This window comes from Citrobacter sp. On2M (genome assembly GCF_018035235.1).
GTDB lineage: Bacteria > Pseudomonadota > Gammaproteobacteria > Enterobacterales > Enterobacteriaceae > Citrobacter > Citrobacter meridianamericanus.
In genome coordinates, this window is the sequence record NZ_WPCV01000005.1 from 155,256 (window position 1) to 171,561 (window position 16,306).

Below are 16,306 nucleotides of genomic sequence, written 5' to 3' on the forward strand. Positions count from 1 at the left end.
GCGTCGACTCGCTCAGAAATCCAGATTTATAAATGAAAAAACCGACAGGCCAGCACGCATACTGCTGGCCTGTCTGATAAACAGGTCGGCTCAGCCGATGTGATAAAAAGAAGATCGTGGAGAACAACATGAGCGCAAATGCGGAGACTCAAACCCCGCAGCAACCGGTCAAGAAGAATGGCAAACGTAAAAGTATGCTTCTCCTTTTGACCTTGCTCTTTATTATCATTGCCGTGGCATATGGGATTTATTGGTTTTTAGTACTGCGTCATTACGAAGATACAGACGATGCGTACGTGGCAGGGAATCAGGTTCAAATCATGGCGCAGGTATCAGGCAGCGTGACAAAAGTCTGGGCTGATAACACTGATTTTGTTAAAGAAGGCGATGTGCTGGTCACCCTCGACCAGACTGATGCCAAACAGGCATTTGAAAAAGCCAAAACTGCGCTGGCTTCCAGCGTGCGTCAGACGCACCAGTTGATGATCAACAGCAAGCAGTTACAGGCCAGCATTGAGGTGCAGAGAACCGCGCTGGCGCAGGCACAAAGCGACTTTAATCGTCGTGTCCCGCTGGGCAACGCCAACCTGATTGGCCGCGAAGAGCTGCAACATGCGCGTGATGCCGTTGCCAGCGCTCAGGCTCAGCTTGATGTCGCTATCCAGCAGTATAATGCTAACCAGGCAATGATTCTCGGTAGCAAGCTGGAAGATCAACCCGCCGTACAACAGGCCGCCACCGAAGTGCGCGATGCCTGGCTGGCGCTGGAACGTACCAGAATCGTCAGCCCTATGACCGGCTATGTATCCCGCCGTGCCGTACAGCCAGGGGCACAGATTAGCCCAACAACGCCATTGATGGCGGTTGTCCCGGCCACTAACCTGTGGGTGGATGCCAACTTTAAAGAAACACAGCTCGCCCATATTCGTATTGGTCAACCCGCGACGGTTGTCACCGATATTTATGGCGATGACGTGAAATATACCGGTAAAGTTGTCGGCCTCGATATGGGGACGGGGAGCGCCTTTTCACTGCTGCCGGCCCAAAACGCGACCGGTAACTGGATCAAAGTCGTCCAGCGTCTGCCGGTACGTATCGAACTGGATGAGCAGCAGTTGGCACAGCATCCACTGCGGATCGGTTTGTCTACGCTGGTTACGGTGGATACTTCCAATCGTGACGGACAAATTCTGGCAAGCCAGGTCCGCACCACGCCGGTATCAGAAAGTAATGCACGTGAAATCAACCTTGCTCCGGTCAATAAGATGATCGAAGAGATCGTGCGGGCCAACGCGGGCTAATTCAAAGGTGCGTGTGATGCAACAGCAAAAACCGCTGGAAGGCGCGCAGCTCGTCATTATGACGATCGCGCTATCCCTGGCGACATTCATGCAGGTGCTGGACTCCACCATTGCTAACGTGGCGATCCCCACTATCGCCGGGAACCTCGGCTCTTCACTGAGCCAGGGAACCTGGGTGATCACCTCATTTGGGGTGGCAAACGCTATCTCAATTCCGATCACCGGCTGGCTGGCAAAGCGCTTTGGTGAAGTAAGACTATTCATATGGTCAACGACTGCCTTCGTCATTGCATCATGGGCATGTGGGATGTCCACCAGCCTGAACATGCTGATTTTCTTCCGCGTGATCCAAGGGATTGTCGCTGGTCCATTGATTCCGCTGTCACAAAGCCTGTTACTGAATAACTATCCTCCCGCCAAACGTTCCATCGCCCTGGCGCTGTGGTCGATGACGGTGATCGTTGCCCCAATATGTGGCCCTATTCTTGGGGGTTACATCAGCGACAACTATCACTGGGGCTGGATATTTTTCATCAACGTGCCAATCGGTGCTGTAGTGGTGTTGATGACCCTGCAAACACTGCGTGGTCGGGAAACAAAAACCGAGCAGCGGCGCATCGACGCCATTGGTCTGGCACTGCTGGTCATTGGTATCGGTAGTTTGCAGATTATGCTCGACCGTGGCAAAGAGCTGGACTGGTTTGCCTCTCAGGAGATTATTCTCCTGACGGTGGTCGCCGTGGTGGCTATCAGCTTCCTGATCGTCTGGGAGCTTACCGACGAGCACCCCATTGTCGATCTCTCGCTGTTTAAGTCGCGCAACTTTACCATCGGCTGTCTGTGTATCAGCCTGGCCTATATGCTCTACTTCGGCGCCATCGTCCTGCTGCCGCAGCTATTGCAGGAGGTTTACGGCTATACGGCAACCTGGGCCGGTCTGGCGTCCGCGCCGGTAGGGATCATTCCGGTGATCCTGTCGCCAATTATCGGCCGCTTTGCGCACAAGCTGGATATGCGTCGGTTGGTGACATTCAGTTTTATTATGTACGCCGTCTGTTTCTACTGGCGCGCGTGGACGTTCGAACCGGGTATGGACTTTGGCGCATCGGCCTGGCCGCAGTTTATTCAGGGTTTCGCGGTAGCCTGCTTCTTTATGCCACTGACGACCATCACGCTGTCCGGCTTACCACCTGAGCGTTTGGCGGCTGCATCGAGCTTGTCTAACTTTACGCGAACGCTGGCCGGCTCTATTGGTACATCGATTACAACAACGATGTGGACTAACCGTGAGTCGCTGCATCATGCGCAGCTAACGGAATCCGTTAATCCCTACAACCCAAATGCTCAGGCAATGTACGACAAGCTGCAGGATTTAGGGATGACGCACCAGCAAGCGTCAGGATGGATAGCCCAGCAAATCACTAATCAGGGTCTGATTATTTCAGCCAACGAAATCTTCTGGATGTCGGCGGGGATCTTCCTGGTTCTGCTTGGTCTGGTGTGGTTCGCTAAACCCCCCTTCGGCGCGGGAGGCGGCGGCGGTGGCGCGCACTAACTATCTGAAAAAAAGGGATCTGCGGATCCCTTTTTTATTGTGGCCAGCATCAGAAATAATATTTGAATCTCAGGCGTCCGCCGTAACGTGCATCTTCACTATTGTCGCCACTGTTCGGATCGGCCTCAACCCATGAGGCATAAGCACCGAGATAGATATTAAAGTTTTTCATATTCATTACGTTAGGGAATAAGTATGAGGCATGAATGGTGTGAATGTCATAGCTGCCCGGATCGGTGATCCAACAGTCTTCCTCGCAAACGGCCCCCAGGTTAGCGGCATTGAAAGCATCAATATTGTTATGCGCATAGATATAGCCCAGTTCGAATCGATGCCACAACGCGTTCACCCCAGCGGTAAAATCGGTCTCATCGGTCGCGTCCATATAAGCAGTATTCAGGTTAATCACCGCGCCATCTTCCGGATCGGTTTTTTGTCCGTCCCAGGTCATGGTAAAACCATACCCCGTACGATCGGACTGATCGATCCACTTCCCGTTCTCATAATAGCCGTAGGCATTATTGACGACGTTACTTTCCATCGCCACCGCCGTAGAGAAACGCCCGTTTTGCCAGGCGATCACCGGGCGCACGTAAGCCACGTTTTTATCATTGGTTAAGTCCATTCCGTGGTACTGCTTCTCGGTATAGAGCGTACTGCCATTTTCCATCAATGTATTCACTTCAAAATACCAGTTATCGATGGTTTTACTGATCAGGAAATTACCGCCGCTGTCGCTACGTCCACGCCCCTCTTTCATCATATAAATATAGCCATAGCCATCACTGTAAAGGTCATTCGCCGTATTACCTGAATATTCAATAAACGTATCCTGATTCAGCGGGAACATATCGTACGCTTCAAAACGTCCCACCTTAATTTTCCAGTCTTTTTCCTGACCAAAAAAGAACACCGCATCATCGAGGTTCATTTTTCCGGTCAGGTCTGCCAGAGGTTGAACCGAGAATCCGGCAAAATTACCGTTATTCAGTCGTTGGTAGCCATCAAACCCCAATAGCAGACGCCCGTTGATATCCCAACGTTCATTCGTTCCAGGTGCCCAATCTTTATTTGCCGAGGTTCGGGTTGATGTCAGACTACCAGAGCGGCTTGCCGCATCCATGTTAAACTCAACGTCGCCATAGAACTTAATATCGCTAAAACCGGATAGCGTTAACTTGGGTGGATTTTCCGTAGAGGCGGTGGGTTCAGCAGACTGTACTTGCACCGTCGGCGCTGTGGCTACTTGCTGCTGCTTCAGCGAGCGAATTTGCGACTCAGCATCTGCGGCTCGCTGTTCGGCGTTAATCACGCGCTGCTCCAGCTCGGCAAGACGCTGTTCAATAGTGGTATTTGCTGCCCAAAGGTTATGCGAAAAGCAAGCGCCGACCACAAGCGCTAAATATTTCACCTTCATTTTTTATCCCTAAAGTTTAATGTATACCAGATAAGATTTGATAAAAACCCCATCCACCAGCAATGAAAAGAGTCTTTTTATTACCTGGATACCTGGCGTATTCCATTATGTTTTTCTATTAATTATTTATGTTTTTTTATTTATGTGATCGGTGTGAGATGGCATCGTTAATTATCCATTATTTTCTGCCTGCCAGATCACATTTTATTATTTAGCAGGTTATGAATTAATTGGACGAGATTATATTCCCGTCGTAAATATAATAGCTCTGGATTATATAGCGAAATAAAAAACCCCGGTGATAAGCCGGGGTTGATTTCAATACAAGAACAGCTAATTAATAAGACTAAATATGCAATTCCTGCAGTTTCTCTTTCGGCAACGCCAGCTCTTCATTGCTGTTCACGCGCACACCATGCTCCAGAATATGACGCGCGATATCCTGTGCTTCGCTAAGAGAGTGCATCTGATACGTACCGCACTGGTAAACGTTCAGTTCCGGGATCTGATTCTGATCCTGCACTTTCAGCACGTCCGCCATCGCCGCTTTCCATGCATCGGCAACACGCTGCTCGTCCGGCGTACCAATCAGGCTCATGTAAAAGCCGGTACGGCATCCCATCGGAGAGATATCGATAATTTCAACGCCGTTACCGTTGAGGTGGTTACGCATAAAACCTGCAAACAGGTGCTCCAGCGTATGGATACCTTTCTCAGGCATCACTTCTTTGTTCGGAATGCAGAAACGTAGATCAAACACGGTGATTGCGTCGCCATGCGGGGTATTCATCGTTTTTGCAACCCGGACTGCGGGAGCTTCCATCCGGGTGTGATCGACAGTAAAACTATCTAACAACGGCATTTAGCCACCTCCGATAAATTTTTTTAAAATAATCTGAACTCTTTGTTCCGGGGCGAGTCTGAGTATATGAAAGACGCGCATTTGTTATCATCATCCCTGTTTTCAGAGATGAAATTTTGGCCACTCCCGAGTGGCCTTTTTCTTTTGTATCAAGCGTGCTTTTCCAGCCACACGCTAAACGGCTCAGTATCAGCCGCTTCTATCTCCTGCTGACGACGCTTTGAAGCCTCGGTTTCAGCAATAAATTCAACTTCCTGCAATATTTCTAATGGCTCTTCACGCAGCAGATTTCGGTAAGCCTCACCCAGCGCTTTGCCCGTACCGCCAATGCCTTCATCAATCATAGACCGCAGGATCCGGGCAGAGAAAGTCAGTTCAGGATTGTCAAAACAGGCCACCAGTTGATCACAGATCTTCTGATACTCCTCTCCCCCATCGATGCTGTCCAGCGTTTGTGCCACACGTTTCAGATCACGGAACAGATCTTTACCCACTTTAGGCAGCGGGAACTGGGCTGCTTCACAGCCAATACCTAACGTCAGCCCTGGCTTACGACCTTCGAGAATCACACGATTCCAGTTTTTACGCGTACACAGCAATTCATCACTGCTCATTTCCGGGGCATCAGCAAGAGCACACCAGACCATAAACAGATCGAGGAAGCGCACCTGCTGCTCGTCAACGCCGATCGGTGAGAACGGATTAATATCCAGCGAGCGTACTTCGATGTATTCAATACCGCCACGCAGAAGCGCATCAGATGGCGTTTCACCACGACGAGTAACACGTTTCGGGCGGATAGGCGCATACAGCTCATTTTCAATCTGAAGAACGTTGCTGTTGATTTGCAGGCGCTTACCCTCCTTCTCCAGACCGATCGCTGCATACTCCTCGGAAGGCGTTTTAATCGCGCGCTTTAATCCTGCCACATACTCATGCAAATCGTTAAACGTAATTCCGAGATTGCTTTGCGACTTATTGGTATAGCCCAAATCACTCAGACGCAACGATGTTGCGTACGGCAGGTAGTACATCCCGCAGTCAGTTTTTTCAAACGGAAGGGTTGTCGGTTTTCCTTGCAGGAAGGAGGAACAAATGGCCGGAGAGGCGCCAAACAGATACGGGATCACCCAACCAAAACGGTAGTAGTTGCGAATCAGACGGAAGTAGCCCGCAGAGATCTTCTCTTTAGCATCTTCGCCTTCGGTTACGCCGCACTTCGCCTGCCAGAAGGCCATTGGCAGGGAGAAATTGTAGTGTACGCCGGAGATAGTCTGCATCAATGCGCCGTAACGGTTTTTAAGGCCTTCACGGTACAGCGTCTTCAGACGACCAGTATTAGACGTGCCGTACTGCGCCAGTTCGATATCCTGGCCTTCGGCAATATAGCAAGGCATGCTCAACGGCCACATACGCTCGTCGCCCAGGTTTCTGGCGGTATACCGATGCAGGTCGCGCATGAACGTGAGCATTTTCTCAATGTCATCGCCTGGCGGAGTGATAAATTCCAGCAGCGCTTCGGCAAAGTCAGTCGTTATCCATTTATGCGTTAGCGCTGAGCCTAACACCTCAGGATGGCCTGTTGTTGCTAATGACCCGTCTGCATTAACACGCAGCGTTTCGCGCTCCAGCCCACGTTGAATCCCCTTTAACGCCTGAGGATGGTTTTCCAGCCAGGCCAGCGCCTGTGATACGTCCGGGATCAAATTGACCTCCCGCCTGTCAAAATCGTTTTAATTAGCATAATGGTATTGGTTACCCTGAAGGCTATCTCACAACACAATTAGTGCCACCACATAATGCCTTGCGTCGTAACCGCCGCGACAACAACATAGCGCAGCGCCTTGCCAAGGCATAAGAAAAAGAGAACTGGACCCCACGAGATGCGCATCCATCCAGCTAACAGGCACAATAAATCACCTATAACCGGCATCCAGCTTAATAATAGTGTGACAGCGCCATAGCGCCGCAGCCAGCCAGTGGCTTTTTCTTGCCAGCGCGATGTTTTACGCAATGGAAAGAAACGCCCAAGGATAACGTTAGTTAACCCTCCAAGGCTATTACCCATTGTTGCTGTTAAGACTAAGACCCAGGGATGACTTACCCCGGAGACCAGCAAAGCAACTAAAACAACTTCAGAATTGCCGGGTAATAGCGTGGCGCTGAGAAAACTGCTGGCAAACAGTGACAGGAGCGACAGTCCATCACTCACAATAACCGGACATCCACGGCGTCCATTCCTGCGGCACGCGCCGCCTGAAGTCCAAAATCGGCATCTTCAAACACGACGCAACGCGCCGGTTCAACACCCATGCGTTCAGCACAGAGCAAAAACGTATCAGGAGCAGGTTTGTGGCGTTGTACGTGATCGGCTGCGACGACAGCATCAAAATAGCGACGCAGTCCAAGGTGAGCGAGCAGCGCTTCTGCAATCGCGCTCTCACTCCCCGTTCCTACCGCCATAGGCCGACGCCCATGCCAGGCTTTCACGACGTCAACCAACGGCAGAGGCTGGACGCTGTCCAGCAACATGCTTCTCACTTTGTCGGTTTTCTCACGCGCTAAGGCATGGGGATCAAGATCGGCATGATTCAATTCAATTACCGACTGGGCAATACGCCACGTTGGGGAGCCATTGAGGGCGACCATGGCTTGTTCATCAAAACGCAACCCATAATGCCCCAATACCTCATGCCACGCCTTACGGTGCGTTGGCTCGGTATCCAGGATGGTGCCATCCATATCAAAAATCAAACCCGCATAACGTTCGTACATCGTCTTCTCACAAGCCGAATGACCAGACGTTATTTTATCGTAATTGATTGATTTTGTCGCTGACAGCGAATGAAGAGGGTTCTGAGTGTTGGTGGAAATGATTCAACGGGGGAAAAGTACTGGTGATTATCTCGCAGACCATGAAACAACAGTTTTACTGCTATCTCGGAGAAGATGGTGCATCCGGGAGGATTACTCGGCTGCGCCTCGCCCTGCGGGCCGTTGCTGAAGCAACGTTATCCTCCCTGGTGCTCGCGATTATCTCGCAGACCATGAAACAACAGTTTTGCTGTTGTCTCGGAGAATATGGTGCATCCGGGAGGATTCGAACCTCCGACCGCTCGGTTCGTAGCCGAGTACTCTATCCAGCTGAGCTACGGATGCATCAGGAAACTTGCTTTACTGCCGATATTGATATCGAAATAAGTGATACCAAGTAAGAGATGGTGCATCCGGGAGGATTACTCGGCTGCGCCTCGCCCTGCGGGCCGTTGCTGAAGCAACGTTATCCTCCCTGGTGCTCGCGATTATCTCGCAGACCATGAAACAACAGTTTTACTGCTATCTCGGAGAAGATGGTGCATCCGGGAGGATTCGAACCTCCGACCGCTCGGTTCGTAGCCGAGTACTCTATCCAGCTGAGCTACGGATGCATCAGGAAACTTGCTTTACTGCCGATATTGATATCGAAATAAGTGATATCAAGTAAGAGATGGTGCATCCGGGAGGATTACTCGGCTGCGCCTCGCCCTGCGGGCCGTTGCTGAAGCAACGTTATCCTCCCTGGTGCTCGCGATTATCTCGCAGACCATGAAACAACAGTTTTGCTGTTGTCTCGGAGAAGATGGTGCATCCGGGAGGATTCGAACCTCCGACCGCTCGGTTCGTAGCCGAGTACTCTATCCAGCTGAGCTACGGATGCATCAGGGAAACTTACTTACTGCAGATTTGATATCACTGCTAAAGTGATATCGTTTTCCGTAACAACGCTAATGCGTTATTGCAGAGAAGATGGTGCATCCGGGAGGATTCGAACCTCCGACCGCTCGGTTCGTAGCCGAGTACTCTATCCAGCTGAGCTACGGATGCAAATGGCGGTGAGGCGGGGATTCGAACCCCGGATGCAGCTTTTGACCGCATACTCCCTTAGCAGGGGAGCGCCTTCAGCCTCTCGGCCACCTCACCAACACGCCTCTTACGAGTGCTTCGAAGAACTTGTTTCTGCTCATCGTCGCTGCGTGGCGCACATATTACTTTCTGGGACTTATAAGTCAAACAATTTTTCCAGCGCTTTTATCGTTTGCACATTTCACGCGCAATTAGTCTGCAAAAACGGCAAAAAGAGTGTTTTATCAACAGATAAATTGGCAATTCTCTGAAGCAATGAACAAACGGAAAATTCGCAGGGAACGGCAATACGTGTAAGGGAATCGAGAAAACAAGGAAGGCAAAGAAGAAAAGTTAAGAAAAAGGACAACTCAATCAGGTTGCGCCTCACCAGAAAGGTGAGACGCGAAAACCTTAGTAACTGGACTGCTGGGATTTTTCAGCCTGGATACGCTGGTAGATCTCTTCCCGATGGACAGAAACTTCTTTCGGGGCGTTTACGCCGATGCGCACCTGGTTGCCCTTCACCCCTAAAACTGTCACGGTGACCTCATCGCCTATCATGAGGGTCTCACCAACTCGACGAGTCAGAATCAGCATTCTTTGCTCCTTGAAAGATTAAAAGAGTCGGGTCTCTCTGTATCCCGGCATTATCCATCATATAACGCCAAAAAGTAAGCGATGACAAACACCTAAGTGTAAGCAGTCACGGCATCACATTCTGTTAAACCTAAGTTTAGCCGATATACACAACTTCAACCTGACTTTATCGTTGTCGATAGCGTTGATTCGCATGCCGTAACTTGGGGTTTCGGCATGCGCTAACGCTTATAGTTATTACAGTTTTGCGCTGACCCAGCCTTTCACACTGGCTAACGCTGCAGGCAGAGCCGCCGCATCCGTACCACCGGCTTGCGCCATATCCGGACGACCGCCACCCTTACCGCCTACCTGCTGAGCGACCATACCAACCAGCTCCCCTGCTTTCACGCGATCTGTCACGTCCTTAGACACACCCGCAATCAGAGAAACCTTACCTTCCACCACCGTTGCCAGAACGATAATGGTAGACCCCAGTTGATTTTTCAGATCATCAACCATGGTACGCAGCATTTTCGGCTCAACGTCCGCGAGTTCGCTGACCAACAGCTTCACGCCATTGATATCAACCGCTTTGCTGGAAAGATTTGCACTCTCCTGCGCCGCAGCCTGTTCCTTCAATTGCTGCAATTCTTTTTCGAGCTGACGCGTACGCTCCAGTACGGAACGAACTTTGTCACCGATATTCTGGCTATCGCCTTTCAGCAGCTGCGCAATATCGCTTAAGCGATCGCTCTCAGCATGCACTGTTTGGATAGCGCCTTCACCGGTTACGGCTTCGATACGACGAACGCCTGCAGCAGTACCTGACTCGGACACAATGCGGAACAGACCGATATCACCCGTACGGCTGGCATGAGTACCACCACACAGTTCGGTAGAGAAATCACCCATGCTCAGAACGCGCACGTGGTCGTCATATTTCTCGCCAAACAGCGCCATTGCACCTTTGGCTTTCGCCGCTTCAAGATCCATGATGTTCGTTTCAATCGGCAGGTTGCGACGAATTTGTGCATTCACCAGATCTTCAACGGCACGGATTTCAGCAGGTTTCATCGCTTCGGTATGAGAGAAGTCAAAGCGCAGAATTTTATCGTTAACCAGCGAGCCTTTCTGCGCCACGTGCGTGCCCAGAACCTCGCGCAGCGCCGCATGCATCAGGTGCGTTGCGGAGTGGTTCAAGCGGATACGCGCACGACGAGCTTCATCTACGTCAGCCTGCACGGCATCGCCAACTTTCAGAGAACCCGCAGACAGTTTGCCGATGTGACCAATCGCCTGACCATATTTCTGCGTATCGCTAACGGCAAACGCGAAGCCCGCACCTTTCAGTTCGCCTTTATCACCAATCTGACCACCGGATTCCGCATAGAACGGCGTCTGGTCAAGAACGACAACGGCATCCTGACCTGCGTTAATGGCGTCTACCGCTTTACCATCAACAAACAGTGCGGTGACTTTGCCGTTCAGTTCCAGGTACTCGTAGCCTTTAAATTCAGAAGCACCATCAACGCGAATCATCGCATTGTAGTCTGTACCAAAGCCGCTGGCTTCACGCGCACGACGGCGTTGCTCTTCCATTGCGGCTTCAAAGCCCGCTTCGTCAACCTTGATGTTACGCTCGCGGCAAACGTCTGCCGTCAGGTCAACCGGGAAACCGTAGGTGTCATACAGACGGAATGCGGTTTCGCCGTCCAGCGTATCGCCGGACAGTTTTGCCAGTTCTTCATCCAGCAGCGCCAGGCCACGCTCCAGCGTACGCGCAAACTGCTCTTCTTCGGTTTTAAGAACCTGCTCAACCATAGCCTGTTGACGCTTCAGCTCTTCGCCCGCGGAACCCATTACGTCTACCAGCGGACCAACCAGCTTGTAGAAGAAAGTGTCCTTCGCGCCCAGCATGTTGCCATGACGAACTGCGCGACGAATGATACGACGCAGCACATAGCCACGGTTTTCATTCGACGGAACAACGCCATCGGCAATCAGGAACGCACAGGAACGGATATGGTCGGCAATAACGCGCAGCGACTTGTTGCTCAGATCGGTCGCGCCGGTAACTTTCGCCACGGACTCAATCAGTGAACGGAACAGGTCAATTTCATAGTTGGAGTTAACGTGTTGCAGCACGGCCGCAATACGCTCCAGACCCATACCAGTATCCACGGACGGTTTCGGCAGCGGTTCCATGGTGCCGTCAGCCTGACGGTTGAACTGCATGAAGACGATGTTCCAGATCTCAATGTAGCGATCGCCATCTTCTTCCGCGCTTCCCGGAGGACCACCCCAAATGTGGTCGCCGTGGTCGTAGAAAATTTCGGTGCACGGACCGCAAGGACCGGTATCACCCATCTGCCAGAAGTTGTCGGAAGCATAAGCCGCGCCTTTGTTATCACCGATACGGATGATACGTTCGCGCGGAATACCGACTTCTTTTTCCCAGATTTCATAGGCTTCATCGTCAGTTTCATAGACGGTGACCCACAGACGCTCTTTTGGCAGGGCAAACCAGTTTTCACCGGTCAACAGTTCCCATGCGTATTGAATGGCGTCGTGTTTGAAGTAATCGCCGAAGCTGAAGTTGCCCAGCATTTCGAAAAAGGTATGGTGACGTGCAGTGTAACCGACGTTTTCCAGGTCGTTGTGCTTACCGCCCGCACGTACGCAACGCTGCGAGGTGGTTGCGCGGGAATAATTACGCTTGTCGAGGCCAAGGAAAACATCCTTGAACTGGTTCATCCCGGCGTTGGTAAACAACAAAGTAGGGTCATTGTTCGGTACCAGGGAGCTGCTGGCAACTACCTGATGTCCTTTACTATGGAAAAAATCGAGAAACGCCTGACGGATCTCAGCGGTGCTCTTGCTCATAATTATCCTGAAGAAATCAAGCTAACGAAATGTCATTACCAGCATCGGCACGTAAACTGCGCCTCTGGCAATCGAAAAGTGGGAATAAGATAAGTTTTCTTTACTGGGAAGTAAAATCCCGTATGCGGTCAATCGTCAAAATTTCGCCATATTGCCTGAATATCTTCCATCAGATAGCCGCGATAGAGCAAAAAACGCTGGACCTTTACCTTATCTGAAAATTCCACAGGTAAAGGTTCTCCATATTTCCGGACGGCCTGCTCACGTGCAAGCACTGCCCAGTCAATTTCGCACTCACGCATGGCTCGCTCAATAGCCTCACGCGCGATCCCTTTCTGATTTAATTCCTGACGCACGCGGGCAGGTCCGTAGCCCTTACGACTGCGGCTGGCGATAAACTGCTGCACGAAGCGATCATCATCCAGATAACGACTTTCAATACACCAGGCGATGACCTTGTCGTAATCCTCTGGCGTGGCATCAATTTCTTCTGGTCCATTTTTCCCCATCACCGGAGCGGCCAGCTTACGTCGCAGTTCCTGCTCGCTGTGATCGCGCATCGCCAGAATACGTACGGCGCGGTCAAGCAGTCGGGAATAAGCGGAACGGCGGGAAGTTGCGTCTGTCATAGTGAGCCTTCAGAAATGAAAAAGGGCTGCATGATATGCAGCCCTTTACTATATGCGATTCAAAACATGCGATTCAAAACAGATTATCAGAAATCTTCGTTCGTTTCTTTTACGTCTTCGCCGCTATCATCAACGGAGAAATCAGGCGTTGAATCCTGGTTATTGAGCAGTAACTCACGTAATTTCTTCTCAATTTCTTTCGCAGTTGCCGGGTTTTCTTTCAGCCAGTTGGTTGCGTTCGCTTTACCCTGACCGATCTTCTCACCGTTGTAGCTGTACCATGCACCAGCTTTTTCAATCAGCTTCTCTTTCACGCCCAGGTCAACCAGTTCGCCGTAGAAGTTGATACCTTCACCGTAAAGAATCTGGAATTCGGCCTGTTTAAACGGTGCTGCAATTTTGTTTTTCACGACCTTAACGCGGGTTTCACTACCCACCACGTTGTCGCCTTCTTTCACCGCACCAATACGACGGATATCCAGACGAACAGAAGCATAGAATTTCAGGGCGTTGCCACCGGTGGTGGTTTCCGGGTTACCGAACATAACGCCAATCTTCATACGGATCTGGTTGATGAAAATCAGCAGCGTGTTGGACTGCTTCAGGTTACCGGCCAGTTTACGCATTGCCTGGCTCATCATACGTGCCGCAAGGCCCATGTGAGAGTCACCAATTTCGCCTTCGATTTCTGCCTTCGGCGTCAATGCGGCAACGGAGTCGACAACGATAACGTCAACCGCACCGGAACGCGCCAGCGCATCACAGATTTCCAGCGCTTGCTCACCGGTATCCGGCTGAGAACACAGCAGGTTATCGATATCAACGCCAAGTTTACGCGCATAAACGGGATCCAACGCGTGTTCCGCATCGATGAACGCACAGGTTTTACCTTCGCGCTGTGCGGCGGCAATAACCTGCAGTGTCAGCGTTGTTTTACCGGAGGATTCTGGCCCGTAGATTTCGACGATACGACCCATAGGCAAACCGCCCGCGCCCAATGCGATATCCAGAGAAAGCGAACCGGTGGAGATGGTTTCCACATCCATGGAACGGTCTTCACCGAGGCGCATGATGGAGCCTTTACCGAATTGCTTTTCGATCTGACCCAGCGCTGCCGCCAACGCTTTCTGTTTGTTTTCGTCGATAGCCATTAATTACTCCTGTCATGCCGCTTTCGGGTTAAACCGCGAAACGTGATAGATAATGTTCTGTTGAAGCAATTATACTGTATGCTCATACAGTATCAAGTATTTTGTAGAAATTGTTGCCACAGGGTTTGTAACGCGTAGGCGGTCGCCTGTCGACGTACTGCATCGCGATCGCCGCTAAAGCATTCCCGGCGGGTAATCCCCTCGCCGCTTGCGCTGGCAAAAGCAAACCATACCGTCCCCACGGGCTTTTCTTTGCTGCCGCCATCCGGCCCCGCAATACCGCTTATCGAAACAGCGAAATGCGCGCGGGCGGCTTTTAGCGCACCTATCGCCATCTCCACCACCACTGGCTCACTCACCGCGCCATGCTGGGCCAGCGTCTCTTCACGCACGCCAATCATCTGCGCTTTGGCTTCATTGCTGTAAGTCACAAACCCGCGTTCAAACCAGGTGGAGCTTCCGGCAATATCCGTAATCGCTTTGGCTACCCAGCCGCCGGTGCAGGATTCCGCCGTCGTCACGGTTGCCCCGCGCGCTTTCAGCGCCAGGCCAACCTGCTCGCTTAACTGCATCAGTTCACTGTCGGTCATTTCAGCCTCTGTCAGTTAAAAAAATATGCCGGACAAGATAGCACTTTCATAACCAATGTGGGGATGGCGAGAACGTTTTACGAGGGGGATTCCAAAAATTGCTCCGTTGCATAAATAAGACCTGCCGGATGGCGATGTCAGGGCATCTTCTCCGGCCTACAAGAGATATCCTCCAGTAGGCAGGGGGAGTGATTACTGCACACGCGCCAGCGCCACCGCCTGACCCAATTGCCACACGGCCATCGCGTAATGGGTACTGTGGTTATAGCGGGTGATGGTGTAGAAGTTCGGCAACCCATACCAGTACTGGTAGCCGGTACCGATATCCAGGCGTAGCAGGCTGGCCTGCTGATGATTCCCCAATGACTGCTGCGGCGTCAGACCTGCGGCGGCAAGCTGAGAAATGCTGTACTGCGTTTTAAAGCCGTTAGCCAACCCAGGCGCCTGACCATTTGCCGGAACCGCTACTGTATCGCCTTTCACCCAGCCGTGACCTTTGAAGTAGTTCGCCACGCTACCGATGGCATCAACCGGATCCCACAGGTTAATGTGCCCATCACCATTGAAATCAACGGCATATTGTTTATAGGAAGACGGCATAAACTGGCCGTAGCCCATTGCCCCCGCGAAAGAACCTTTCAAATCGAGCGGATCGTCGCTTTCATCTCGCGCCATCAGCAGGAAGGTTTCCAGTTCGCCAGAGAAGTATTCCGCACGACGAGGATAGTTAAAGGACAGCGTCGCCAGCGCATCCAGAATCCGCGTTTTACCCATCACGCGGCCCCAGCGAGTTTCTACGCCAATAATGCCAACGATAATTTCCGGCGGTACGCCGTAGACCTGCCAGGCGCGGTTCAGGGCATCTTCATATTGGTTCCAGAAAGCCACGCCGTTTTGCACGTTATCCGGTGTGATGAACTGTTTACGATACCGTAACCATGCGCCGTTAGGTCCAGCTGGCGGTTGTGTCGTCGGCGCCTGGCGGTCCATCAGACGCAATACCGAGTCCAGACGCTTAGCCTGCGACAAGATCTCCTGCAACTGCTGGCGGTCAAAACCGTGCTTATTCACCATTTTCTCGATGAACTGCTGGGCGTTCGGATTATTGGCAAAATCACCGCCCGTTTGCATGACATTGTGCTGCGGCTCAAGCAGGAATCCGCCGGATGGCGTACCCGTAGTCGTTTGAGTCTCTGAAGGTTTAGGTTTGCTGCTACAGGCAGCGAGCAATACGAAAAGGGGAAGTAACGCTACATAACGACGCTTGAACATGAGACATCCATTAAACAAATTCAGCCTGGGGGAAGTATGGTAAAGCATCCTCCGTCACACAAGGAAGCAGTTGTCGCTCTCCTTCACAGAATTTCCCCCCTCTTGCACTTCCGCCCGGCACAATTGCGAGCCTTCACGCACTTTCTTTCAAATTAAAATATTTATCTTTCATTTTGAGATCA

13 protein-coding genes and 5 tRNA genes are annotated in these 16,306 nt (G+C 51.4%); 2 read left to right on the forward strand and 16 right to left on the reverse strand.

Annotation, left to right across the window (positions count from 1 at the left end; translation table 11 throughout):
* Positions 1 to 128 precede the first annotated feature (128 nt).
* Positions 129 to 1,301, forward strand: coding sequence for a multidrug efflux MFS transporter periplasmic adaptor subunit EmrA (emrA, locus tag On2M_RS18705; protein WP_151224236.1), 1,173 nt, complete (start codon positions 129 to 131; stop codon positions 1,299 to 1,301).
* Positions 1,302 to 1,317: 16 nt separating this feature from the next.
* Positions 1,318 to 2,856, forward strand: coding sequence for a multidrug efflux MFS transporter permease subunit EmrB (gene emrB, locus On2M_RS18710; protein WP_151218180.1), 1,539 nt, complete (start codon positions 1,318 to 1,320; stop codon positions 2,854 to 2,856).
* A 49-nt stretch (positions 2,857 to 2,905) separates the two neighbouring features.
* On the opposite strand, the gene On2M_RS18715 is transcribed toward emrB, so the two are convergent.
* The 16 genes from On2M_RS18715 to mltB all read right to left on the reverse strand — a co-directional run bounded on the left by On2M_RS18715 (position 2,906) and on the right by mltB (position 16,124).
* A complete protein-coding gene (locus tag On2M_RS18715; RefSeq protein WP_210905302.1) occupies positions 2,906 to 4,273 on the reverse strand; it encodes a carbohydrate porin in 1,368 nt (455 codons plus the stop codon).
* A 346-nt stretch (positions 4,274 to 4,619) separates the two neighbouring features.
* A complete protein-coding gene (gene luxS, locus On2M_RS18720) occupies positions 4,620 to 5,135 on the reverse strand; it encodes an S-ribosylhomocysteine lyase (RefSeq protein ID WP_151218182.1) in 516 nt (171 codons plus the stop codon).
* Between the two features lie 149 nt (positions 5,136 to 5,284).
* Complete coding sequence (gene gshA / locus On2M_RS18725) at positions 5,285 to 6,841, reverse strand: glutamate--cysteine ligase (RefSeq protein WP_210905303.1); 1,557 nt, start codon at positions 6,839 to 6,841, stop codon at positions 5,285 to 5,287.
* A 77-nt stretch (positions 6,842 to 6,918) separates the two neighbouring features.
* The gene (locus On2M_RS18730) at positions 6,919 to 7,347 is read right to left on the reverse strand and encodes a YqaA family protein (protein ID WP_151218184.1); all 429 of its coding nucleotides are present in this window, start codon (positions 7,345 to 7,347) and stop codon (positions 6,919 to 6,921) included.
* Positions 7,344 to 7,910 carry a fructose-1-phosphate/6-phosphogluconate phosphatase gene (gene yqaB / locus On2M_RS18735; protein WP_151218185.1) on the reverse strand — a complete coding sequence of 189 codons (567 nt, stop codon included), beginning with the start codon at positions 7,908 to 7,910 and terminating at the stop codon, positions 7,344 to 7,346. The genes On2M_RS18730 and yqaB overlap by 4 nt, the downstream gene beginning before the upstream one ends.
* Before the next feature lie 307 nt (positions 7,911 to 8,217).
* Positions 8,218 to 8,294 (reverse strand) — tRNA-Arg (locus On2M_RS18740).
* 192 nt (positions 8,295 to 8,486) lie between these two features.
* Positions 8,487 to 8,563: transfer RNA gene (locus On2M_RS18745), tRNA-Arg, on the reverse strand.
* Positions 8,564 to 8,755: 192 nt separating this feature from the next.
* Positions 8,756 to 8,832: transfer RNA gene (locus On2M_RS18750), tRNA-Arg, on the reverse strand.
* Between the two features lie 90 nt (positions 8,833 to 8,922).
* Positions 8,923 to 8,999 (reverse strand) — tRNA-Arg (locus On2M_RS18755).
* A 3-nt stretch (positions 9,000 to 9,002) separates the two neighbouring features.
* Positions 9,003 to 9,095: transfer RNA gene (locus tag On2M_RS18760), tRNA-Ser, on the reverse strand.
* Positions 9,096 to 9,431: 336 nt separating this feature from the next.
* Positions 9,432 to 9,617 (reverse strand): carbon storage regulator CsrA, encoded by a 186-nt coding sequence (csrA, locus tag On2M_RS18765; protein ID WP_000906486.1) that lies wholly within the window; start codon positions 9,615 to 9,617, stop codon positions 9,432 to 9,434.
* Between the two features lie 237 nt (positions 9,618 to 9,854).
* Positions 9,855 to 12,482, reverse strand: a complete 2,628-nt coding sequence (gene alaS / locus On2M_RS18770; protein ID WP_151218186.1) for an alanine--tRNA ligase — start codon at positions 12,480 to 12,482, stop codon at positions 9,855 to 9,857.
* A gap of 128 nt (positions 12,483 to 12,610) precedes the next feature.
* Complete coding sequence (gene recX / locus On2M_RS18775) at positions 12,611 to 13,111, reverse strand: recombination regulator RecX (RefSeq protein WP_151218187.1); 501 nt, start codon at positions 13,109 to 13,111, stop codon at positions 12,611 to 12,613.
* Positions 13,112 to 13,197: 86 nt separating this feature from the next.
* Positions 13,198 to 14,262, reverse strand: coding sequence for a recombinase RecA (gene recA / locus On2M_RS18780; RefSeq protein ID WP_003037330.1), 1,065 nt, complete (start codon positions 14,260 to 14,262; stop codon positions 13,198 to 13,200).
* Between the two features lie 92 nt (positions 14,263 to 14,354).
* Positions 14,355 to 14,852 (reverse strand): nicotinamide-nucleotide amidase, encoded by a 498-nt coding sequence (pncC, locus tag On2M_RS18785; RefSeq protein WP_151218188.1) that lies wholly within the window; start codon positions 14,850 to 14,852, stop codon positions 14,355 to 14,357.
* A gap of 192 nt (positions 14,853 to 15,044) precedes the next feature.
* On the reverse strand, positions 15,045 to 16,124 hold the full coding sequence (mltB, locus tag On2M_RS18790) for a lytic murein transglycosylase B (RefSeq protein WP_032947148.1): 1,080 nt from the start codon (positions 16,122 to 16,124) through the stop codon (positions 15,045 to 15,047).
* Between the last annotated feature and the right edge of the window lie 182 nt (positions 16,125 to 16,306).

What these genes read in the sequence shown, in the direction of transcription:
- emrA (WP_151224236.1), top strand. Translation starts at nt 129, where the DNA reads ATGAGCGCAAATGCGGAGACTCAAACCCCGCAGCAACCGGTCAAGAAG.
- emrB (WP_151218180.1), top strand. Translation starts at nt 1,318, where the DNA reads ATGCAACAGCAAAAACCGCTGGAAGGCGCGCAGCTCGTCATTATGACG.
- On2M_RS18715 (WP_210905302.1), bottom strand. Translation starts at nt 4,273, where the DNA reads ATGAAGGTGAAATATTTAGCGCTTGTGGTCGGCGCTTGCTTTTCGCAT.
- luxS (WP_151218182.1), bottom strand. Translation starts at nt 5,135, where the DNA reads ATGCCGTTGTTAGATAGTTTTACTGTCGATCACACCCGGATGGAAGCT.
- yqaB (WP_151218185.1), bottom strand. Translation starts at nt 7,910, where the DNA reads ATGTACGAACGTTATGCGGGTTTGATTTTTGATATGGATGGCACCATC.
- csrA (WP_000906486.1), bottom strand. Translation starts at nt 9,617, where the DNA reads ATGCTGATTCTGACTCGTCGAGTTGGTGAGACCCTCATGATAGGCGAT.
- alaS (WP_151218186.1), bottom strand. Translation starts at nt 12,482, where the DNA reads ATGAGCAAGAGCACCGCTGAGATCCGTCAGGCGTTTCTCGATTTTTTC.
- recX (WP_151218187.1), bottom strand. Translation starts at nt 13,111, where the DNA reads ATGACAGACGCAACTTCCCGCCGTTCCGCTTATTCCCGACTGCTTGAC.
- recA (WP_003037330.1), bottom strand. Translation starts at nt 14,262, where the DNA reads ATGGCTATCGACGAAAACAAACAGAAAGCGTTGGCGGCAGCGCTGGGT.
- pncC (WP_151218188.1), bottom strand. Translation starts at nt 14,852, where the DNA reads ATGACCGACAGTGAACTGATGCAGTTAAGCGAGCAGGTTGGCCTGGCG.
- mltB (WP_032947148.1), bottom strand. Translation starts at nt 16,124, where the DNA reads ATGTTCAAGCGTCGTTATGTAGCGTTACTTCCCCTTTTCGTATTGCTC.